This window comes from Streptococcus sp. ZY19097, from assembly GCF_040731245.1.
GTDB lineage: Bacteria > Bacillota > Bacilli > Lactobacillales > Streptococcaceae > Streptococcus > Streptococcus orisratti.
The window spans coordinates 623,194-643,504 of the sequence record NZ_CP160400.1 but is presented as its reverse complement, the minus strand read 5'-3'; the positions used below and the strand labels follow the sequence as shown (position 1 = coordinate 643,504).

The following is a 20,311-nucleotide window of genomic DNA, read 5'->3' as shown; positions in this document are numbered from 1 at the left end:
AAATGAAAAAAGTATTATCCCTCTTTGCAGCTTTGTTTGCTGTTTTTGTTCTGACAGCTTGCAACAGTCAATCTCAAAAAGAATCTAGCACTCAAAGTAGCTCTGCTATTTCCAAAATGCCAAAAATAACAGGCTTCACCTATTATGGTGATATTCCGAAAAATCCTAAGAAAGTCGTTAACTTTGCTTATTCTTATACTGGCTATCTTTTGGAATTAGGTATTGATGTTGCCAGTTATTCCCTCGATTTAGAAAAAGATAGTCCTGCCTTTGGTCAAAAACTTAAAGATGCTAAAAAACTGACTTCTAGCGATACAGAAGCTATTGCTGCTCAAGAACCTGACCTCATTATCGCCTTTTCAACTGATGAAAACATCAACAAACTGAAAGAAATTGCCCCAACGTTGGTTATCACATTCGCTTCCAGCGATTACCTAGAAATGATGACCAATCTTGGTAAGGTCTTTGGCAAGGAAGAAAAGGCTCAAAAATGGTTGAAAGAGTGGAAGCAAAAAACTGCAGCTGCTCGTAATGAACTCAGCGATATTTTACCAGCGGATACCACTTTCACTGTGATGGATTTCTATGAAAAAAATATCTTCCTTTATGGTAATAACTGGGGACGTGGTGGTGAATTGATTTATCAAGCTCTAGGCTATAAAGCACCACAAAAAGTCCAAGATGATGTCATAAATAAAGATGGCTGGTTCGGTGTATCTCAAGAAGTTCTGGGAGATTATATCGGCGACTATGCTGTTGTTAATAACAATGATAGTACTAAGGCAGCAGCTTCCTCTCTCAAAGAAAGTGATATTTGGAAAAACATCCCAGCTGTAAAAGCTGGTCATGTACTAGAATTAGATTACAACCTATTCTACTTCTCCGATCCAATGTCACTTGATAAACAATTACCTGCATTCATTAAAGCAGTTAAAACAGTCAACAACTAAGTTATTAGAAAAGAGTTAGTTATCCATGAACCAAAAAGATTACCTTCTCACTCAGCATAATAATGGCGAGGAAAAATTGTCTGACTTGGGTAAAAATCGCTCTTTTACCACCCTAAAAACTAATCAAAGTATGACAGTAAAGTCGAAACAATTAGACACGTTGCCGTACAATTCCAATAATCGGCAAAAGAGACAAGGGCATAGGCTGGATCTCCTTTGCCTCTTTCTTCTAATTTTATTTTTCCTAGGCTGGTATTTTGGGCTGCGTTTTGGTGCAATTAATTATACACATCGTCAAGTTCTGAAAATCTTGCAAAATCCATTAACAAATTCAGCAGTTCAGGATGTTATTTTCGATTTGCGTCTGCCTCGCACCATAGCTGCGATCTTAGTCGGAGCTGCTATGGCAGTAGCAGGTGCTATCATGCAGGGAGTCACACGAAATCCTATTGCTGACCCAGGTCTGTTGGGAATCAATGCTGGAGCTGGGCTAGCCTTGATTCTAGGTTATGCCATCTTCGGTGCCATGCATTATAGCTTGATTATGTTGTTTTGTCTGTTGGGATCAAGTTTAGCAGCATTCCTTATTTTTGGGCTGTCCTATCAACCCAGACGTGGCTATCATCAAATACGTCTCATTTTAGCTGGTGCTATGGTTTCTACTCTTTTTTCAGCCATTGGGCAAGCTATCACTATCTATTTCAACCTCTCTACAACAGTTATTGGATGGCAAGCTGGTGGTCTGGGGCAAGTCAACTGGAAAATGCTTGCTCTGATTGCACCCCTCATTATATTTGGACTGATTTTAGCACAATTTTTATCTCATCAACTCACTATTCTCAGTTTGGATGAAACCGTTGCAAAATCTCTCGGACAAAACACGCTAGCTGTCACTCTTGGACTGCTAGCACTTGTTCTCCTTCTTTCTGCTGCTTCAGTAGCCATTATCGGAACAGTTTCATTCGTGGGACTTATCATTCCGCATTTCATCAAAATGTTTGTCGGTAAAGACTATCGTCAACTTTTGCCCCTGACAGCTCTTAGCGGAGCGACTTTCATGCTCTGGGTTGATCTTTTCTGCCGAACTTTAAAACCTCCAACAGAGACACCTATTAGCGCTGTTATTAGCATTATCGGTCTTCCTTGCTTCCTCTGGCTAATCAGAAGGGGGAGAAATCTATGATATCATCTAAAAAATTAGCGTCCAGATTCGCTCTTTTGCTTGGCTTAGTCTTTATTCTTTTCTTAGTCTCTCTATCTCTAGGATATGCCCACTCATCAATTTATGACCTTATTGATCTTATACTTGGAAAATCTAGTTCTGCGATGATTTTTATCCTCACTAAAGTTAGACTTCCTCGTATTATAGCCTGTATGGTGGGTGGTACTTCCCTAGCAATGTCTGGCATGTTGCTGCAAACCTTGACTAAAAATCCTCTGGCTGACTCAGGAATCTTGGGAATTAACACTGGTGCTGGGCTGGTTATTACCATCATGGTTGGTCTCCTTGATATGTCTAAACCTAGTGTACTTACCATCATGCCTGTCTTTGCAATGTTCGGAGGCATGTTGACTATCTTGCTCGTCTATTTCATGGCTCGGAAGCGCAATAATAGCATTAGTCCGACACGCCTTATCATAACAGGTGTTGGCGTCTCTAGTATGCTGTCTGGTGTCATGGTCTCAATTATGAACCAGATTAACAACGTTAAAATGACCTATATTGTCGAATGGCTGAGCGGTAAAGTCAACGGCGGTGACTGGAAGACGCTTGCCACATTCACACCCATTTTACTAATTCTGTGGCTCATTACTTATAGCCGCAGCCACTCCCTCAACATCATGAATCTTAATGAACAAACAGCTCTGGCATTAGGGCTTAATCTGCAACGTGAACGCCTTTATAGTCTAATATTAGCTACAGCACTAGCTTCACTCAGTGTTGTTTTGGTAGGAAATATAACCTTTGTCGGTTTGATAGCGGGGCATATCGCCAGACGTTTGATGGGAAATAACCATCGAATCAGTTTACCTGCTGCTATGTTAGTCGGTATGATCCTCTTACTTGTAGCGGATACCATCGGGCGAGTACTACTTGTTGGTACGGGTATTCCAACAGGTATCGTCGTTTCCGTTATAGGGGCACCTTATTTCCTTTATCTTATGATAACTACAGAAAACTAATGCCCAATGAAAATCAAAATTCGACTAAGTGATGTAGATAAAACTATCTTCATCAAATAAAAGTAACGATGTCTGAGTTTGATTTACTAAGAATATAAAAAGTGGCTGGGATTAAATCCCCAACCTAATCATACAATAACCGGTCTGGGATTTTGATCCCAGATTTTTTTGTTCCCAAAAGAGGCCGTTAGTTGACCCTTTTGCAGGATATGCCCCTGCATAGCTCTTAAAAGGCTACTTTTGCGCGTCCAGCGATTCAAACTCAGGGAACAGTCTAAACTGTAAATCGTAAAGCGATATTGATGATTTTGACCTAGCGGTGGTTTTGGACCGGCATAACGATGCCAGCCGTAGGCTATCCCCTGCCTAGCTCCATAAGAGTTTGCTACTTCAAAACCCTGAGGCAAATTGTCCTTAATGTGACTGGAAGCCGGAAGATTCCAGATGAGCCAATGGGTAAATTCCTTTTTAAGGGGATGGGTCAAATCTTCCAAAGTAATAGCAAGTGTTTGGGCTTGAGGAGAAAGATTCTTAATGTAAAATTCAGGTGACCTGTCTTCTCCCTTTCCTGTATGTTCAAGCGGAAATTCTCCACCTTCAGGAATGGTCGGACAAATAAAATCTAACCTTTCTATCATGTCAAACGCCTCGCTTAACTTAAAATAAATCATTACTGAAAATCAATTTCTCTCTATCAAAAGCCATCTTCAAACCATAACTCTGCTCGTCTATTTGCTCTAAATAACCTAAAAGTACTAAGGCTTGCACAAAAATATCAGGACGCTTCTGCTTGACCACGGCCTTTCGATCAAATTTTAAAAGAAAAGCGGTCATATATTTAAGAGCATATTCCTGATTAACATCCCCCAAGATGGCATAGAGTTTTTCTTGGTCTGGAGACAAAGGCAAAGTTGTCCGCAATTTGTGGAAATAGTTCGACATGGTCAATTGACTTCTGGCAAAATCTGTCTTCTCTTCTAGAATAACTTGGTTTGTTACATTAGCCAGTTGGGTATAAAAAGTCAATGCCAAGAGATTATCATAAGCAGGGGAATGTGTATCTACAAAAACCATGTCATCTAAACTGACCTGCTCTGCCTTTTCCAAAAGGGGCAAAGTCAAGGTATAGCGCTTATCCTGACGAGCAACATAGCCTGCCTGCACATAGTCTTCAATGGCACGGTCCAGTTTTGGAATTTCTGGAAAATCGCGCTTTATCTGGCGCAAAGTGACTTCATCGTGCATTGGCAAATAATTAATCAGCTCTTGAAAAAAAGACTGGCGCGTTAGTTTGTCAGGGTTATAGGTAATGATCATCTAGTTCTCCTATGTAGATTAAGTCTTTGGACTTGGCAAGTTGACTGGGATTGGTCCCTGGCTGACCGACAGGCACTGGCAGCTGTAACTTCTCAAAATAATGCTGCCAAAAATCAGAAATAAGCTGCTTGCCATCTCCAAATGACATGGGGATGGTCTCAAAAATAGGTAACATCTCAGCAATATATTGAGAGCAATAAAAAGCACCTTCATTCGGATAGAAACTGTGATTGTAGGGCTTTCCCAGATGCTTCTCTGCAACCTTTAAAACAGCTAAACAATCAATTTTCTCATAACGATAAACACATATTCTCTGATTTTCCCTTCCAAGAAAGTTCTCTAAATCTTGCTTAGAAACACCATTCTCTTTTGTAGCCTCGTAAATCATCCCATCCAGATAAATAGCAACATGGCTGTAAGCCCCTGTCGTATTCTGAATAGCCTGTCCCATATCTGATCGATCAGCGGTAAAGAGCAGATCCCCGCTTGCTAAGTCTTGAAGTTTCATACTTCTATTGTAACATAAAATGAGATAGAAGATTTTTCTTAAAATTAATAGGGCGCAAATTACATCATTTTCATTCTCGTCAGAATCTACAAAAAAAGACGGCGAACCGTCTTTTTACTATTCTTAGGCATTAAAGCTTTCTGTTAGTTGTGGCACGACTTGTTTCTTACGAGATACTGCACCTGCTAAGAAAGCATGATTATTTTCAAGAGTGAAGTTAAATGCAGCTTCAACTTTATCAGTATTAGCCCCCAAAGCAAGAATTTCTGAATTTGAGTTAATGATATCCGTAATCATCAAAACAAAATCTGAATAGCCATTTGCTTTTGATGCTGCTGTAATTGCTGCTTCAATATCACCTTGACGTTCAAGAACTTCCGCAATGTCAACAGTATTAACTTGCGCAACACGGACATTATTACCATTAAGTTCAAATGTTTTAGCATCAATGTCAATCAATTCTTCAGCAGACTTGCTAGCCAAGTTAGTCCCAGCCTTAAGCATAGCCAAGCCATATTCTTCAAGGTTAACTCCTGCAATTTCAGCTAACTCTGCTGCGACTTGTGGGTCAGTGACGTGAGTGGTTGGTGATTTCAAAAGAAGGGTATCTGAAATCAAACCTGACAACATCAGACCTGCCAATTCTTTTGGTACAGCAACATTGTTTTCTTTAAACATACGGTAAACAATTGAGCTGGCTGAACCTACAGGCTCCAAACGCATAAAAAGTGGACTTGCTGTTTCAAAGTTTGCCACGCGATGATGGTCAACCACACCATAAACTGTCACATCTTTGATGTCAGAGATAGATTGTTGGAATTCATTGTGGTCAGTCAAGATGACTGTATCTACACCCTCAGCCTTAGCTGATTCAACTACACGAGGTGCTTTTACACCAAAGTAATCAAGGACAAAAGCTGTTTCTTCGTTAGGAATTCCTAAAGCAACAGCCTCAGTATCTAAGCCATAAGCTTCTTTGGCTAAGTAAGCAAAAGCAAGAGATGACCCAATAGCATCAGAGTCTGGATTTTGGTGACCAAAAACTAAAATTTTAGACATGTTTATTACCTCATCATTGTATTTATTCTATTTTAGCAAAATTTAAGAAAGATAGCAAAATGATTTAACAAAAACATCTTGAGTTCAAGCTCAAGATGTTTATTTCTCATGATGATAGCAGAGCTTAAAACTACATCCGCTCTGTAGACAACTAACTACCAATTTCCAAGCATCAACCATGAATACGTTCCATGTACTTGGTATAACTTTCGGTATGCATCAAGTCTTTGGCATTTTGAACACGTGCCTTAGTTGGTGGCTTAACACCTTCGAGGGTATATGGAATTCCCAATTCACGCCATTTAAACTCGCCAAGTGTGTGGTATGGCAAAATCTCAAACTTATCAACATTTTTAAGAGTTGCTACAAATTTACCAAGCTCAATCAAATCCTCATCAATATCAGTCAGCCCTGGGACTAAGACATGACGAATCCAAACTGGAATTCCCTTATCAGATAGATATTGAGCAAAAAGTAAAATATTCTTATTTGGCTGACGCGTCACAACAAGGTGCTGCGCTGGATTAATTTCTTTTATATCAAGCAAAACCAAGTCTGTCACAGCCAATAATTTATCGACAATTTCATGATATTCAGGAGTAGAGCGGTAGGCAAAACCACAGGTATCAAGTGTACAATGAATACCAAGTTTTTTAGCTTCTGTAAACAAAGCAGTGACAAATTCAATCTGTAACATAGCTTCTCCACCAGAAACCGTAATGCCACCATTTTTGCCCCAATAATGCTTATAACGAAGGGCTTCATTTAAGACATCCTCTACCGTTCTCTCTGTCGCTTTATTACTTTCCATTGCCCAAGTATCGGGGTTGTGGCAATATTGACAACGCATCTTGCAGCCTTGCATAAAGACCACAAAACGAATACCTGGTCCATCAACAGAGCCAAAACTTTCCGTTGAATGAACCAATCCTGTCACTTTTTTATAATCAATCTCTGCCATCTGTTCACCTCTCCCAAATTGTAACCGTTTTTCTTGCTTACATTATACCATTTTCCAAAGAAAAAAGACTAAGTTTTGCTTAGTCTTCCTCAATACTCTGTTCTATATCAGAAAAGATTACTTTTAACTTTGTAACACGACCATCCTTGACTTTATCGTTGATGATTTCAATCTGTTTATCTTTGCTATCAACAGTAAAACTTTCCTTATTTTCTTGACTTGGAATCGCGCCAACACCAGTAAGGTAGAAACCAGCTATGGTATCGACATCGTCACTCTCAAGTTCCGTATCAAAATAATCGTTAAACTCGTTTAAGGTCATGGTCCCCAAAACGATGTACGTGTGCTCTGCAATTTCACGAACAAATTGTTCGGCTTTATCGGTCTCATCGTCAATTTCTCCAACAATTTCTTCAAGCAAATCTTCCAAAGTGACCAGACCAGCAACACCTCCGTATTCATCCAGCAAAATAGCCATCTGATTTTGAGTATTACGAAGCTGAAGTAGTAAATCATCCACAAAAATCGTTTCTGGAACAAAGAGCGGCTCCTGCAAAATTTTTGTCAAAATGATATTGTCAAAACCATTCCGAAATCCTGCTTCCAAAAGTCGTTTGGTGTGAAGAACACCGATAATCTTGTCCTTATCGTCGTCATAGACAGGAATTCGAGAAAAGTTCTGCTTAAGAATCCCTTCAATATTCTCATGAATATCATCATTGATGTCAATCATGAAAGCATCTGTTCGCGGAACCATCACCTCACGCGCAAGCATTTCATCCAATGAGAAAATCCCCTGAAGCATCTCAATTTCTTCAGCGTCCAACGTTTCTTCGCTGTTGGTCAACATGTATTCAATCTCATCACGCGTCATTTTTTCATCAGCATCATCAAACTGCATTGGGGTAATGCGAGAAAGAAGATTTGTTGATGCTGACAGAAGCCAAACAAAGGGGCTGACAATCTTTCCAAGAAAAATGATAACCGGGGCAGAAAAAACAGCCAGATTTTCTTTTAAATTCATGGCTATACGCTTAGGGTAAAGTTCCCCCAAAACGATTGAAATGTAGGTTAAGAAAATCAGAGAAATAACAGATCCTGCTGTTTGCGCCCAAGCCAAATTACCAAACCAACTGGCAATAACCTTTCCGAGAGAAGCAGATAAGCTAGCTCCTTGCAAGAGACTGATGAAAGTGATACCAACTTGAATAGTGGATAAAAAATTGTTGGGATTTTCTAAAACCGCCAACAGACGGATAAACTTTTTTTCTCCTTCTTCTGCTTTTTGTTCTACACGAGACCTATTAAGAGATACCAGTGCCATCTCAGAGGCAGAAAAAAATGCGTTTAAAAGAGTTAAAATAAGCAATAATAAAAATTGTAACAGTAAATTCTGACTGCTCGGGTCTTCCATTATGAGAGTACTCCTAGAAATATAATATCATTATTATAGCACATTTTCCCCTTGTTTCGTCAATTATTTATTTCCTACACCCTACAAATAACTCTTAGGCTTATTTAACGTAAAAAAACTCTAGATATTTTAAATATGATATACTAATATCATGATATAACCTTTTAGATTACTCTCAATATAAGGAGGCAAGCTACAGATTTTACTAGAATACGGTAAAGTAGTCATAAAAGATAAACTAAGAGACTATAAAAACAGAAAGGCTATGAAAGAATGACAGTTATTTCAATGACAAATGTCAGTTTACGTAAGCATGGAAAAGACTTACTAAAAAATATTAATTGGCAGGTAGAAAAAGGGCAGACTTGGGCCATCCTTGGTTTGAACGGTTCTGGCAAAACGACACTCTTGAAACTTATCATGGCAGAATTTTTCCCAACCTCAGGTAAAATTTCTGTTCTCGGTCAATCCTTTGGAAAAACAGATATTACCGAGATTCGCAAAAAAATTGGTATTGTTTCAGGTTTCATTACCGACAGACTTTCACTACAATTGCGCGCCGAACAGGTTGTCTTGACTGGAAAATACAAGTCTAGCATTCTATATAAGCAATATGGGGATAGAGAGCTAAACGAAGCACGTCATATGCTACTATCTCTAGATGGAGGACACTTGCTAGGACGTCGCCTCTATGAATTGTCCCAAGGAGAAAAACAGCTAGTTCTGATTGCTCGTAGCCTCATGGAAGAACCTGAAATTTTGATTTTAGATGAGGCTACGGTTGGTCTTGACCTATTTGCCCGCGAAAAATTACTTAAGCAAATTGATCGCATTACAGACTTGCCAACTGCCCCAACAGTACTCTACGTTACCCACCATGCCGAGGAAATCAGTGCAAAAATGGAACACATTATTCTCCTCAAAAAAGGAGAAATCGTTGCCCAAGGGCCTAAAAAAGATATTATCACTGAAAAAACCTTGGCTGACTTCTTTGACAATCAGGTTTCCATCATTCCCATTGATAATGACCGCTTCTTTATTAAACCTGAGCTATAGGTTACTCATAAAAAAACCAAAAGCGACGGACTCTTCTGGACAATACTCAATGAAAAATCAAACTTTGACACTAATGTAATAAGACTGATCTTTATCAAGTCAACAATGTCAGTGTTTGATTTTCAAAGAGTATTATTTTTTTTGAACGATAAAATCATAGGGTAAAGCGCCAAAGTCATCCTTTAAAGAATAACTTTCTAACTTATTAACATTTCTCCGCAATTGAGTGGCGTAGCGAGAACTTATGGCGCCACGCTGTTGATATTCAGCAATGACCTTACGTTCCAAATAATAGCCTCGTAGCATCTCATCAATGTTGTCAGGTTTTATGTGAGCAATAACTCGCTCAACAAAAACACCTGATTCAATAATCCGTGCCTCTTGAAAACGAGAACGCTGTAAAAAGCCTATAAGTTCTGAATTGTAAACTCCATCCAAATCCTGCAGCCCCTCCAAAACCAACTCAGTGTTGTTCAAATAAAGGTTAGTCAATCTCTCACGGTTGGCTTGACTGAGTTTGATTGGCTTGGGTTTTCCTGAAAGAAAGCGACGGACTGTCGGCCAAAAACTCAGTCTTTCTCGTATCAAACGCCGTAAAACACGGATACTAATGGTCACAAAGTAGGTAAAGGTTGAAACAAAACCTCGATTGATTTGACTTTCAATTCCTTGCAAATAGCGCTGATAGAGTCGGTATTCTAAGAGTTCAATTTGTCCATCTGAGTAAGCCCTCTCTAGACCATCGCTCTCTATTCCAAGAATCATAAGACGAAGATAGGCTAGCTCTTTTTTGACCAAGGTTGACTCTTGCTCCAAAATCAAATGTTCTATACGACCATTGTAGTTGTCAATAGCGGCGTAAAGCGGTCCCTTATCTTGAGTCTCTTTGAGATCTTGTTCTAAAGTTTTAACCACTTCATTTAAAATGGCAATTTCAATCAAATGATCATCCGTATGGTTGCTTTCTATACTTTGAGCAAATTGAGGAAGAATCAAGACACCTACTATAAAACTAAGTAAAGTAACCGCTCCTACAGTGAATAAAATCAAGCTATAAGTATAACTATCAAATTCTGGTAACAACAAGATAGTAGCAATAGAAACCGTACCTTTGACACCAGAAAAAGTTAGAAGTAAGATTTCCCTTAATAATGACCGATACGACCGCTTACTGCTACGATAACGAATGGCATAATAAAGTCCAATCATAGCAAACCGAATTAAAAACAGCAAAGCCGTCACAATTAGGACAATTGCTAGTAGGCTGTAATGATTGACTAGTGGATTTGACAATGCTGGCTCAACAATACGCGTTAATTCATACCCAAAAACGATAAAGACAAAGCCATTCAAAACAAAACTAACCGTCTCCCAGATAATCTGGCTGACCCGATCTAGCTCAGCATCAAAAAGCCTAATTCGTTTAAAGCGGCTAGCTTGGGAAAGGCCAGCAATGACCACGGCAATAATCCCTGACAAGCCTAACAGGCTAGCTACAAAGTAAGAAATAATGGGAAGCGAAAGTTCTAAGAGAAGCGCTCCAATCACATCAGTAAGATCAATTTTTTCGAGAAAGGACATCAAGGCTCGGTTAAGCAAAGTAAATAATAAACCAACTAAAATCCCTCCGATAATAGCCACAAAAAGACTAAAACTGGCAGTCAGTAAAGAGAACGTACCTGTGGCCAAGGCTGCTACTGCAAACTGAAAGGAAATCAAGCCACTCGCATCATTTAACAAACCCTCCACAGTTAAAATAGATTCAACTCGTTTCGGAAATTTGAAGCGCTTAGCGATGGATAAAAAGGCAACCGCATCCGTTGGAGCTAAAGCTGCCCCTAAAGCAAAACTGGCAGCCAATGGCACATCTACTGGCAGTAATTTCCCAGTCACATAACCAACTGTCAGCATGGTCACCAAAACAGTCGGCAAAATCAAGTAAGCAACGATGGATTTGTATTTGACAAAGGTGGTAATATCACTTTCTTGGCCTTCTCTAAAATTAAGCGGAGCAATAACCAAAGCCAAAAATAATTCTGAATTTAAGGTTAAACTTTCCCCTTTAGCCATTATGCCAACCAGAATTCCTAGAATAATTTGGATAAAAGGAAGGGGAAGTTTGTTGTAGAGACGGTTAATGATATTTGAAGTGATTAGCATCAGCAAAAATACTATCACTAAGATGGAACTCTCGATAAGCTGTCACCCCCTCTAATTTATTATTTTCGACAAGATGCGCTAAAGCGTTCTTTTTCTCGGGCAATTTTTTGATTGATAACCGTTGTATCTTTGTTTTCTCGCATCATCAGACAACGCTCTTTTTCTAGGCTTGCCAATTTTCTCTTAATACTCAATAATTGATCTGTATCTTCTTTCGAAAGATGGGAGAGTCTTTTCTGATCCTTATCATTAAAATATTTTTTATAAATATGGTCCAATTTTTCACTGACTGTCACAGTGTGCATGAGTTGTATCCTTCTTTCACGGTTTTAATTTTTCAATCATCACAAGAAATGGCGGTGTATTGATTTGGTTGAGAGGCTGATATAGCATGGTAGCATAAAAATCTTGAGGTAATTTTTTTACATAATCCACTACAGCATCTTTTTCCATATCGCCACCTTGATGTCCATAATATACCATAATAGAAACTCTTCCGCCAACTTCCAGTCTAGTTAAGATTTTGTCCAAGGCAACAAGTGTTGACTTTGGTTTTGTAATAATGGTCTTATCAGCACTAGGTAAATATCCCAAATTAAAAATCGCAGCGCGGATAGGCTCCATCACGTAATTGTCCAAGTTTTGATGACCATCCAAAATCAGGTGAACATTTTCAAAGCCAAATTGAGCTAAACGATTTCGAGTCTTCGTTAAGGCTTGTTCTTGCACATCAAAAGCATAAACTTCCTTTGCCAAATTTGCCAAAAAAGCAGTATCATTACCATTTCCCATTGTTGCATCAACAGCTAAGCTATCTGCGTCTAAAACTTCTGCCAAAAAATCGTGGGAGAGATGAAGAGGACGTTTGATCATTACATATGCTCCTTTATTTCTAATCTACAACCTTGATAAGATCCCCGTCTTTCCATTTCTTTGTCAATAGCGTTGAGGACTTCCCACTTATTAAGACTCCACATAGGTCCAATCAGCATATCGCGTGGCGCATCACCCGTGATACGGTGGATTATCATATGCTTAGGAATAATCTCCAGCTGATCACAAATAATCGTGACATATTCCTCCTGACTGAGAAGCTGCAAGCGTCCTTCATGATAATCCCGTTGCATGCGCGTATTGGTCATAAGGTGCAACAAGTGCAGTTTAATACCGTTGATGTCATTATCCGTCACGCAGCGACGCACATTTTCCAACATCATCTCATGGGTCTCACCCGGCAGACCGTTGATGAGGTGGGAGACAATCTCGACCTTAGGCGCCAGCTCTCTTACACGCTTGACCGTCTCCACATAAAGGTCATAGCTATGGGCACGGTTGATAAGGACTGACGTTTTCTCGTAAGTAGTCTGAAGACCAAGTTCCAGCGTGACATGCATCCGTTCCGAGAGCTCCGCTAGATAAAGGATAGTCTCATCAGGGAGGCAGTCAGGCCGTGTTCCAATATTAATCCCAACTACCCCTGGCTCATTGATAGCTTGCTCATAACGCTCTCTCAGTACTTCTACCTTGTCATGTGTATTGGTAAAATTTTGAAAATAAACCAGGTATTTTTTGACCTCAGGCCATTTACGGTGCATGAAATCAATTTCCTTGTAAAATTGGTCACGAATAGGAGCTTCTGGTGCTACGATAGCATCACCAGAACCAGATACCGTACAGAAAGTACATCCACCGTGAGCCACTGTTCCATCACGGTTAGGGCAATCAAAACCCGCATCAATAGGAACTTTGAAGATTTTTTCTCCGAAAAGCTGACGGTAATAATCATTTAAAGCATTGTATCGTTTTTTCATAGAATCTATTATATCACTTTGCATAAAAGAAAAGTAGCGACAAATCATCACTACTTTTGCTTAGATTGAAACCGCCACTCAAAGCGTTTCTGATTATAAAAAGGAAAGACAGCTACAACAATTGTATAGGCCAAGAGCCATCCACCTAAAATATCACTAGGATAGTGTACTCCCAGATAAATTCGTGATACTGCTGTTAAGATTGCCATTATCACAACTAATATTTGTAGACCACGTTTTATATACTGACTAGTCAGACGTTGCTGAATAATCACTACTAAACTGAGAGCAACAACCATAGTTGACGCTGCGTGCCAGCTAGGAAAAGATGGTCCCATCGGCTTTGGAATCAAATATGTGAGACTTGGTCTTGGACGATTGTAGAGGTACTTAAACCCTGTTGAAAAAATCCCCATAAGTAGTAAATTACCTGCTAAGAAGTAAGCTTCTGCTTTCCACTTTTTCAGAACATAAAAACCTAGCGCTATTAAAAAAACATAAATAAAAATAAAAACTTCACCGCCGAGTTGTGTCACAAGTTTAAAAAAAGTTGTCAACACATTTGGTAAATTTCCGCGCACAATGGCTTGAATAGTTGAATCTATATCAGTCAATGTCTCAGGGTAAAATTTGACCGAATATCCCAACAAAACAAAAAGAACTAGGGCAATAGATGCCTTGACATAAAAAGTTTGCTTATTTTTCATAAAATAATTATAACATAAATTCTTATACTTTCTTTAAAACTGACTTGAGGCAGTTATATAACACAAAGAAAGTCACTGAAAAAATAATTCCTTCTATTAGGTTAAACGGAACAACCATAGCAAAAAGATAATTCCCTAATCCCAAAATTGTTTTAATATCAAAATTAGCAAATTTTGCATAAAGTGGCACAGCATAAATATAATTTAATACAAACATAGTGACAGTGAGTCCCAAAGTACCAACTGCTGACGCCACAATATAGGCTTTATCACTTCGCTTCTGATTCCAAAGTGCAGCCATTGCCCAAACAAAAACCGCAAGAGCAACGACATTCATAGGCAGACCGATAAGTGTCCCTACACCACCATTATTGAGCAAAAGTTTCAATAACGTCCTAATAATTAGAATAATGAAAGCACTTGACAAGTCAAGCATTAACAATCCTACCAAAATTGGTAAAATTGAAAAATCAACCTGCAAAAAACTTGCTGCTGGAATCAACGGAAATTGAAAATACATCAACAAGAAAGAAAGTGCTGAAAGAATGGCAATATAAGCCATTTTACGTGTGTTTGTCATAAAAAAATCCTCCAATTTTTACAAATTGAAAGAAGTTCCATGATTTTTTGTCTACGCCAAAAAAGCGTATACCAAAAGTCCTGGTCTTCTCCCATCCAGACTATACTGTCGGTCCTAGAGTCTCACTAGGTCAGCTACTGTTGTAGCTCGCGGACTTCTGATTTCCATAATAACTTTTCCTAATTGATGTATATCTACTTAAAGTACTTCAACATAACAACAACTAGGGCAAAATACAACAGAAATAGTCACCGCCGGTCGGGAATCTCACCCTGCCCTGAAGACACTTATAGCATACCAAAAATATCAACGACTTGCAACAGCTGAGAAGCAAATAATTTCCAAATATGACCTACTTATTTTCAACATCCAGAAAGATTATTCTTTGAAGATTGTCTCATACTCAATGGAAATCAAGACTAGACTATCTTCAAGTACTGAATATTGGAAATAAAGCAAACATCATTCGTACCAAAAATATGCAGATAGAGCTCTGATAATTTCTAGTTTTATAGTCTTTTAGTACTAGGTAACGAGCTACAGGCAGTACTGGAGTACGGCAAAGTGAGTTCAAACAATCCAGTGGAGTGTTTGAAGTTGGAAATAAGGAAACGCGTCGAAGTAATAAAAGATAAACTAATTGACCATAATATAGCAGATGGATAAGTTAGAGTTTAGCTTTACACTCATTTAAATCCAGACAGTTTTTATTTTTGAGGAATATCAAATGGTTATCAATCCAAAAAAGAACACCATAATACGAGGAACCATTTTCCTAGATGTTATACTCTTCGAAAATCAAAATTATCCGTTGTCAACTTGCCTTGATGAACTCAAGTTCTATCGTCAGCTTCGTTTCCTAGACTACTTTTGATTTTCATTGAGTATTAATAACTTGCACTCACAAGTAAAGTGCTTTTATATAGGAGATAGTTTTTCGCTAATCAAGGCAGTTTTTCAAGAGAATACTGTTTGTAATTTAAAAAAATCTAACGATGAATAGCTTAAAAACTAGCCTTAGATGGAAGCACTGAACTGTGAATACAAGGTCTAAAGTCAGAAGTTGAGAAAAAAACTCCTTCCACGCAAGTCGGAAGGAGATTAAGGTGTTATATGTTCCAGGTTTATTCTCTTTAAAATCGAATTTGTTCACGCGTTTTCTCGTACGAGGAAACAAATCGGTCACTTACACCCGGCTCTACTGTTTCAAGAGCATAGGAGATTTCATCAAAAGAAGCTTGATAATTATTCTCTTTTTCAAATAGGTAGAGGGCATGTTCAAAACTATTTTGAACACTTGGCTCGAAGCTACGGTAACGATTAGAGTATTGAAGTAATTGTTCAGTCAGAATTGCGTTTTGAACAATAGCATAAGTTGTTTCTTCAAGTCTTGCAATAGCCGATGATGCTACTTCTGATAAACGAGAAACAGCTTCAATATTGATTCGACCACGACTAAGTTCATCCATTAAAGCTTCCAGTTGAGAACTTGTTGTGAAAAAGAGACTAAGAAAATCTTGAGGAATCCCTGGTAGATTACGTTTTTCCATATAGCGTTTAATGGCATGTAACCTATCAATATGACTATCCAAGCTCTGACGAGCACTTATCTCACTTTTTTCAATACCTTCAATTTCTTCAAAAACCTGCATTTGACCTGTCTCAACAGAAGTTAAACGTTCAATGGTCCTCGCAAAAAGAATTTGCAATTCTGAAAAAGGTTTCTCTTGATTATCAAAATCTTCAATAACAGGAATAACAGCAGTTTCAATTTCTGATAAAACTTTTCTGAAAGACTTAACATTTAAATCTTCGCTCTCGCTCAAAATGTACTTGTGAGACAAGCGTTTGAGTTCTGCTTCTAATTTTGTATTATTATTCAAAGTATGAGCCAAATAGCGAGGGATAATCTTCTTATCCTTAATAACAAGCTTATAAGCAGCAATTTCTCTTTCAAAAATATCATACAAAGCGTCAATCTTTGTTTGAATATGATCATTTTCTTCACGAGCACGGTCCAAATCAAGCGTAATCAATTCAGAAGAATTTTCACGAATAGCTGCGCGAATATCTTGGAAACGTTTTTCAATATTCTTTTCAGAAAAATGATAATTTTCTTCTAATAAACGACGATACCCTGATTCTAGGTCATCTAACTGATCTGGGAAATCATCTTCTAACTTAGCAACAATTGCAGGAATTTGTTCTGAGATTTGCCCTAAAGCAATGGTATGTTCCTCAGCTTTATCCAAAACTTCAGCTGCTTCAACTGGGTCTCCTGTTGAATTAAGTGTAACAAATTGTGAAAACTCAGTTTCAATATTCTTAAGCTGTTTTTCAATTTCCGGCATTGTTGAGCCAAAATTATCACCATTTTCAGAAATAGAGTCCTTCAATTTTTCATAGAGATCTAATGCGTGAGTAACACGCGCACTGTTTTTCTCCTCTTGCTCTTTCAAAATAGACAAAGCTTCTTGAATAGCCTTTAAGTCTTCTTCAACTAGAGTGAGTTGGCTCTCAACACTATCAATTTCATGTTTAGCGCTAATGAACTTAAAGGTATCATTAAGATTTTCAGCTTCAAAAATATGATTTTCAATATCTGAAAAAGAGTTGAGGGACAAATCTACCCATTTTTGATTCCATTCACGGAAGGTCGTTTGACTTTGCCCGATAAGATGAAGCGCCTTAACTTCTTCAATTTGGTCATTGATGGGCAGAGAAAAGAGTTCTTGTTTTCTATCTTCAAGGCTAGCAATTAAACCATCATTACGTTTGCGAACAATGACGCCAGCCAAATAGGCTACTATCACCAGTAGGACAATCGCCACAATTAGCAATATAATTCCGCTAGGCATTTTAATCTCCTTAAATTATGATCTTTTTATCGTAAAATTAGCTATAACATTACGATTATAACATACTTATCAGTCGTATGCACTATTTTTTCGTTAATTCCTCGGATTAAATATCAAGCGTACTATACACAGCATTTTCTTCGATAAATTCACGACGTGGTTCCACTTTATCTCCCATAAGCATATCAAAGATCTTATCTGCTTCAGCGGCATCATCAACAGAAACTCGTGCCATTAAACGATTTTCGGGATCCATAGTCGTTTCCCAAAGTTGGTGATCATCCATTTCTCCAAGACCTTTATAACGTTGAACGGTTGGTTTGGAACGCCCTTCACTATAGCGCTCTAGAGCTAGACGTAGTTCTTCTTCTTGGTTGCTACCAGGTTGGATGTATTCTTTAATTTCAGAACCCACTTTGACACCATATATTGGTGGTTGAGCGATGTAAACATAACCTGCCTCCAAAACTGGACGCATAAAGCGATAAATCAAGGTCAAAAGCAAGGTACGAATATGAGCGCCATCAACATCGGCATCAGTCATAATAACTAGTTTTTGATAACGTGCTTTTGTGACATCAAAATCTGCTCCGAAGCCCGTTCCCATCGCCGTGAAAAGACTCCGAATTTCTTCGTTGGCAAGGATTTTATCCATGCTGGCCTTTTCGACATTAAGGATTTTTCCACGAATGGGTAGAATAGCTTGAAATTCCCGATTACGTCCTGATTTAGCGGAACCACCTGCTGAATCTCCTTCGACAATGAAAAGCTCATTCATCTCAGCATTGTTTGATGAGCAGTCCGCCAGTTTCCCTGGAAGATTTGAAATTTCAAGACCTGACTTTTTACGTGTCACTTCACGAGCACGTTTGGCTGCAATACGTGCTTTTGAAGCCAAAATTCCTTTTTCAACAATCTTTTTGGCTATCTGTGGATTTTCCAAAAGGAATCGTGTAAAGGCTTCGCTGAAAAGTCGATTCGTAATTTTAACCACCTCTGAGTTCCCAAGTTTGGTCTTGGTCTGTCCTTCAAATTGTGGGTTTGGGTGCTTGACAGAAATAACAGCTGTCAATCCCTCACGAACGTCTTCACCAGTCAGATTATCCTCATTTTCTTTGAGGATTTTATTTTTCTTAGCATAGTCGTTAATGACACGGGTCAAAGCGGTGCGGAACCCCTGTTCATGGGTTCCACCTTCATGCGTATGAATGTTATTCGCAAAGCTCATAACCATTTCATGGTAGCCTGTTGTGTACTGCATGGCAACCTCAACTGAGATACCATCCATTTCGCCATCAGTATAGATAGGGTGTTCAAAAATAACTTCCTTGTTACCATTGAGAAATTCAACATAGCTTGAAATCCCACCTTCATAGTGAAATTCTTTGCTTTGTTCAATCCCGTCACGCTTGTCAGTGATTGAAATTTTCAGTCCACGATTAAGAAAAGCTAATTCTTGGATACGTTTGGCTAATTTTTCAAAGTCAAACTCAGTAGTTTCTGTGAAAATCTCCGGATCTGGTGTAAAGTGAACGGTCGTCCCGTGACGATCGGTTTCACCAATGATAGCCAAATCAGCTACAACTACTCCACGTTTATATTCTTGAAAATGGATCTGACCATTTTTATGAACTTTGACATCTAACTGAGTAGAAAGGGCATTAACAACAGATGAGCCTACACCGTGCAGACCTCCTGACACCTTATAACCGCCACCGCCAAATTTCCCTCCGGCATGAAGTACAGTAAAGACAGTCTCAACTGCAGGACGTCCTGTCTTTTCCTGAATATCTACAGGAATTCCACGACCGTCATCGACAACTGTGATAGAGTTATCTGGTTCAATAAATACCTCAATATGGGTGGCAAAACCAGCCAAGGCTTCATCAATAGAGTTATCTACAATTTCCCAAACTAAGTGGTGTAGACCCTCTTTTGAAGTTGATCCAATATACATTCCTGGACGCATACGAACAGCTTCTAATCCTTCCAGAACCTGAATCTGGCTAGCGTCATATTCTTGAGCTAAAGCTGCTAAATCTTTTATTTCTTCTGTCATTTATTTTACTATCTCCATTAAGGATTTACTGCCATCAACCAGCAAAGTATCAAAACCTGCTGCCTGACCTGCTTGCCTATCAATATCACGGTCACCAATGACCAAACAGTCATTTATCTGGTACTTTTCTTTCAAATAGAGCATACTTTGAGGATTAGGTTTACGAGCAAATCCACTTTCAGATGTCACCACTTCTGTGAAATAGGGCAAAATTTCTGTCGCTTCCAATAGTGACAAAACTTGTTCATTTCGATGAGAAACCAAGAAATTTCGTCCACCTGATGCAACAATCTTTGCTAAGACCTCTCTTGCTCCTGCGAATAAAACAGGATGCTCTAAGTGTAAGGCTTCATTGGCTTTATAGCTCTCTAAAAAAGTGAGTTCCTGTGGAATAAAATAGGCAATTGCAGCAGCCGTTGACTCCTTTAGCTTTTCATAAACAGCATCATGCGATGCTGTTACGCCAAAAGTCGCCAAAGTTTCTACAAAAGCCTGAGTGGAAATCTCGTAATTATCAAGTAAAGTTCCACCCAAATCCCAGATATAATCGTGATAATCCATACCTTTAATTATAACATATTTTTACTCATTATTATAGTAAGAACTCGAATTTTTCACCTACTTGATTCTCTTCCTAAATTCTCAAAGTAAGTTCTAGTCTACCCCCAAAGCTGGAAATTAGACTGA

General features: G+C 38.6%; 19 protein-coding genes and 1 riboswitch. Of the genes, 4 read left to right on the top strand and 15 right to left on the bottom strand.

Annotated features, from left to right (window positions below; genetic code table 11):
- Positions 1 to 2 precede the first annotated feature (2 nt).
- From ABZ559_RS03250 to ABZ559_RS03240, 3 genes are read left to right on the top strand one after another with little or no spacing between them, the layout of a single operon-like run.
- Positions 3 to 950, top strand: a complete 948-nt coding sequence (locus tag ABZ559_RS03250; protein WP_367007221.1) for an ABC transporter substrate-binding protein — start codon at positions 3 to 5, stop codon at positions 948 to 950.
- Positions 951 to 975: 25 nt separating this feature from the next.
- The gene (locus ABZ559_RS03245) at positions 976 to 2,133 is read left to right on the top strand and encodes an iron ABC transporter permease (protein ID WP_367007220.1); all 1,158 of its coding nucleotides are present in this window, start codon (positions 976 to 978) and stop codon (positions 2,131 to 2,133) included.
- A complete protein-coding gene (locus tag ABZ559_RS03240; protein WP_367007219.1) occupies positions 2,130 to 3,134 on the top strand; it encodes an iron ABC transporter permease in 1,005 nt (334 codons plus the stop codon). The genes ABZ559_RS03245 and ABZ559_RS03240 overlap by 4 nt, the downstream gene beginning before the upstream one ends.
- A 128-nt stretch (positions 3,135 to 3,262) precedes the next feature.
- On the opposite strand, the gene ABZ559_RS03235 is transcribed toward ABZ559_RS03240, so the two are convergent.
- The 6 genes from ABZ559_RS03235 to ABZ559_RS03210 all read right to left on the bottom strand — a co-directional run bounded on the left by ABZ559_RS03235 (position 3,263) and on the right by ABZ559_RS03210 (position 8,393).
- Positions 3,263 to 3,772 carry a YbhB/YbcL family Raf kinase inhibitor-like protein gene (locus tag ABZ559_RS03235; RefSeq protein ID WP_367007218.1) on the bottom strand — a complete coding sequence of 170 codons (510 nt, stop codon included), beginning with the start codon at positions 3,770 to 3,772 and terminating at the stop codon, positions 3,263 to 3,265.
- A 19-nt stretch (positions 3,773 to 3,791) separates the two neighbouring features.
- Entirely contained in the window at positions 3,792 to 4,451 is a 660-nt protein-coding gene (locus ABZ559_RS03230) for a DUF1803 domain-containing protein (protein ID WP_367007217.1), read from the bottom strand.
- Positions 4,435 to 4,959, bottom strand: coding sequence for a YiiX/YebB-like N1pC/P60 family cysteine hydrolase (locus ABZ559_RS03225; RefSeq protein WP_367007216.1), 525 nt, complete (start codon positions 4,957 to 4,959; stop codon positions 4,435 to 4,437). The genes ABZ559_RS03230 and ABZ559_RS03225 overlap by 17 nt, the downstream gene beginning before the upstream one ends.
- A gap of 123 nt (positions 4,960 to 5,082) precedes the next feature.
- Positions 5,083 to 6,018: a manganese-dependent inorganic pyrophosphatase gene (locus tag ABZ559_RS03220; RefSeq protein WP_018375834.1), complete on the bottom strand. Its 936-nt coding sequence runs from the start codon at positions 6,016 to 6,018 to the stop codon at positions 5,083 to 5,085.
- 172 nt (positions 6,019 to 6,190) lie between these two features.
- Positions 6,191 to 6,979, bottom strand: coding sequence for a pyruvate formate-lyase-activating protein (gene pflA / locus ABZ559_RS03215; protein ID WP_367007215.1), 789 nt, complete (start codon positions 6,977 to 6,979; stop codon positions 6,191 to 6,193).
- A gap of 79 nt (positions 6,980 to 7,058) precedes the next feature.
- Positions 7,059 to 8,393: a hemolysin family protein gene (locus ABZ559_RS03210; RefSeq protein ID WP_018375832.1), complete on the bottom strand. Its 1,335-nt coding sequence runs from the start codon at positions 8,391 to 8,393 to the stop codon at positions 7,059 to 7,061.
- Positions 8,394 to 8,666: 273 nt separating this feature from the next.
- Between ABZ559_RS03210 and ABZ559_RS03205 the strand changes: the two genes are divergently transcribed.
- Positions 8,667 to 9,449, top strand: a complete 783-nt coding sequence (locus tag ABZ559_RS03205; protein ID WP_018375831.1) for an ABC transporter ATP-binding protein — start codon at positions 8,667 to 8,669, stop codon at positions 9,447 to 9,449.
- A gap of 132 nt (positions 9,450 to 9,581) precedes the next feature.
- Here ABZ559_RS03205 and ABZ559_RS03200 read toward each other — a convergent pair whose 3' ends face one another.
- The 9 genes from ABZ559_RS03200 to ABZ559_RS03160 all read right to left on the bottom strand — a co-directional run bounded on the left by ABZ559_RS03200 (position 9,582) and on the right by ABZ559_RS03160 (position 20,185).
- Positions 9,582 to 11,645 carry a sodium:proton antiporter gene (locus ABZ559_RS03200; protein WP_367007617.1) on the bottom strand — a complete coding sequence of 688 codons (2,064 nt, stop codon included), beginning with the start codon at positions 11,643 to 11,645 and terminating at the stop codon, positions 9,582 to 9,584.
- 23 nt (positions 11,646 to 11,668) lie between these two features.
- Positions 11,669 to 11,914: a hypothetical protein gene (locus ABZ559_RS03195; RefSeq protein ID WP_367007214.1), complete on the bottom strand. Its 246-nt coding sequence runs from the start codon at positions 11,912 to 11,914 to the stop codon at positions 11,669 to 11,671.
- Between the two features lie 16 nt (positions 11,915 to 11,930).
- Positions 11,931 to 12,482: a class I SAM-dependent methyltransferase gene (locus tag ABZ559_RS03190; protein WP_018375828.1), complete on the bottom strand. Its 552-nt coding sequence runs from the start codon at positions 12,480 to 12,482 to the stop codon at positions 11,931 to 11,933.
- Positions 12,482 to 13,420: a TIGR01212 family radical SAM protein gene (locus tag ABZ559_RS03185; protein ID WP_273414429.1), complete on the bottom strand. Its 939-nt coding sequence runs from the start codon at positions 13,418 to 13,420 to the stop codon at positions 12,482 to 12,484. The genes ABZ559_RS03190 and ABZ559_RS03185 overlap by 1 nt, the downstream gene beginning before the upstream one ends.
- Positions 13,421 to 13,470: 50 nt before the next feature.
- The gene (locus ABZ559_RS03180) at positions 13,471 to 14,127 is read right to left on the bottom strand and encodes a phosphatase PAP2 family protein (protein WP_367007213.1); all 657 of its coding nucleotides are present in this window, start codon (positions 14,125 to 14,127) and stop codon (positions 13,471 to 13,473) included.
- A gap of 22 nt (positions 14,128 to 14,149) precedes the next feature.
- Positions 14,150 to 14,707, bottom strand: a complete 558-nt coding sequence (locus ABZ559_RS03175) for an ECF transporter S component (protein ID WP_367007212.1) — start codon at positions 14,705 to 14,707, stop codon at positions 14,150 to 14,152.
- 79 nt (positions 14,708 to 14,786) lie between these two features.
- A riboswitch (FMN riboswitch) is annotated at positions 14,787 to 14,996 on the bottom strand.
- Between the two features lie 844 nt (positions 14,997 to 15,840).
- Positions 15,841 to 17,565, bottom strand: a complete 1,725-nt coding sequence (ezrA, locus tag ABZ559_RS03170) for a septation ring formation regulator EzrA (RefSeq protein ID WP_367007211.1) — start codon at positions 17,563 to 17,565, stop codon at positions 15,841 to 15,843.
- A 106-nt stretch (positions 17,566 to 17,671) separates the two neighbouring features.
- Positions 17,672 to 19,624, bottom strand: coding sequence for a DNA topoisomerase (ATP-hydrolyzing) subunit B (gene gyrB, locus ABZ559_RS03165; protein WP_367007210.1), 1,953 nt, complete (start codon positions 19,622 to 19,624; stop codon positions 17,672 to 17,674).
- Complete coding sequence (locus ABZ559_RS03160) at positions 19,625 to 20,185, bottom strand: HAD-IA family hydrolase (protein WP_367007209.1); 561 nt, start codon at positions 20,183 to 20,185, stop codon at positions 19,625 to 19,627. It abuts the gene before it with no gap.
- Positions 20,186 to 20,311 lie beyond the last annotated feature (126 nt).

Coding starts and splice junctions, on each gene's coding strand:
- gyrB (WP_367007210.1), bottom strand. CDS start 19,624: ATGACAGAAGAAATAAAAGATTTAGCAGCTTTAGCTCAAGAATATGAC.
- ABZ559_RS03245 (WP_367007220.1), top strand. CDS start 976: ATGAACCAAAAAGATTACCTTCTCACTCAGCATAATAATGGCGAGGAA.
- pflA (WP_367007215.1), bottom strand. CDS start 6,979: ATGGCAGAGATTGATTATAAAAAAGTGACAGGATTGGTTCATTCAACG.
- ABZ559_RS03185 (WP_273414429.1), bottom strand. CDS start 13,420: ATGAAAAAACGATACAATGCTTTAAATGATTATTACCGTCAGCTTTTC.
- ABZ559_RS03240 (WP_367007219.1), top strand. CDS start 2,130: ATGATATCATCTAAAAAATTAGCGTCCAGATTCGCTCTTTTGCTTGGC.
- ABZ559_RS03220 (WP_018375834.1), bottom strand. CDS start 6,018: ATGTCTAAAATTTTAGTTTTTGGTCACCAAAATCCAGACTCTGATGCT.
- ABZ559_RS03235 (WP_367007218.1), bottom strand. CDS start 3,772: ATGATAGAAAGGTTAGATTTTATTTGTCCGACCATTCCTGAAGGTGGA.
- ABZ559_RS03190 (WP_018375828.1), bottom strand. CDS start 12,482: ATGATCAAACGTCCTCTTCATCTCTCCCACGATTTTTTGGCAGAAGTT.
- ABZ559_RS03225 (WP_367007216.1), bottom strand. CDS start 4,959: ATGAAACTTCAAGACTTAGCAAGCGGGGATCTGCTCTTTACCGCTGAT.
- ABZ559_RS03180 (WP_367007213.1), bottom strand. CDS start 14,127: ATGAAAAATAAGCAAACTTTTTATGTCAAGGCATCTATTGCCCTAGTT.
- ABZ559_RS03250 (WP_367007221.1), top strand. CDS start 3: ATGAAAAAAGTATTATCCCTCTTTGCAGCTTTGTTTGCTGTTTTTGTT.
- ABZ559_RS03210 (WP_018375832.1), bottom strand. CDS start 8,393: ATGGAAGACCCGAGCAGTCAGAATTTACTGTTACAATTTTTATTATTG.
- ABZ559_RS03195 (WP_367007214.1), bottom strand. CDS start 11,914: ATGCACACTGTGACAGTCAGTGAAAAATTGGACCATATTTATAAAAAA.
- ABZ559_RS03160 (WP_367007209.1), bottom strand. CDS start 20,185: ATGGATTATCACGATTATATCTGGGATTTGGGTGGAACTTTACTTGAT.
- ABZ559_RS03230 (WP_367007217.1), bottom strand. CDS start 4,451: ATGATCATTACCTATAACCCTGACAAACTAACGCGCCAGTCTTTTTTT.
- ezrA (WP_367007211.1), bottom strand. CDS start 17,565: ATGCCTAGCGGAATTATATTGCTAATTGTGGCGATTGTCCTACTGGTG.
- ABZ559_RS03205 (WP_018375831.1), top strand. CDS start 8,667: ATGACAGTTATTTCAATGACAAATGTCAGTTTACGTAAGCATGGAAAA.
- ABZ559_RS03175 (WP_367007212.1), bottom strand. CDS start 14,707: ATGACAAACACACGTAAAATGGCTTATATTGCCATTCTTTCAGCACTT.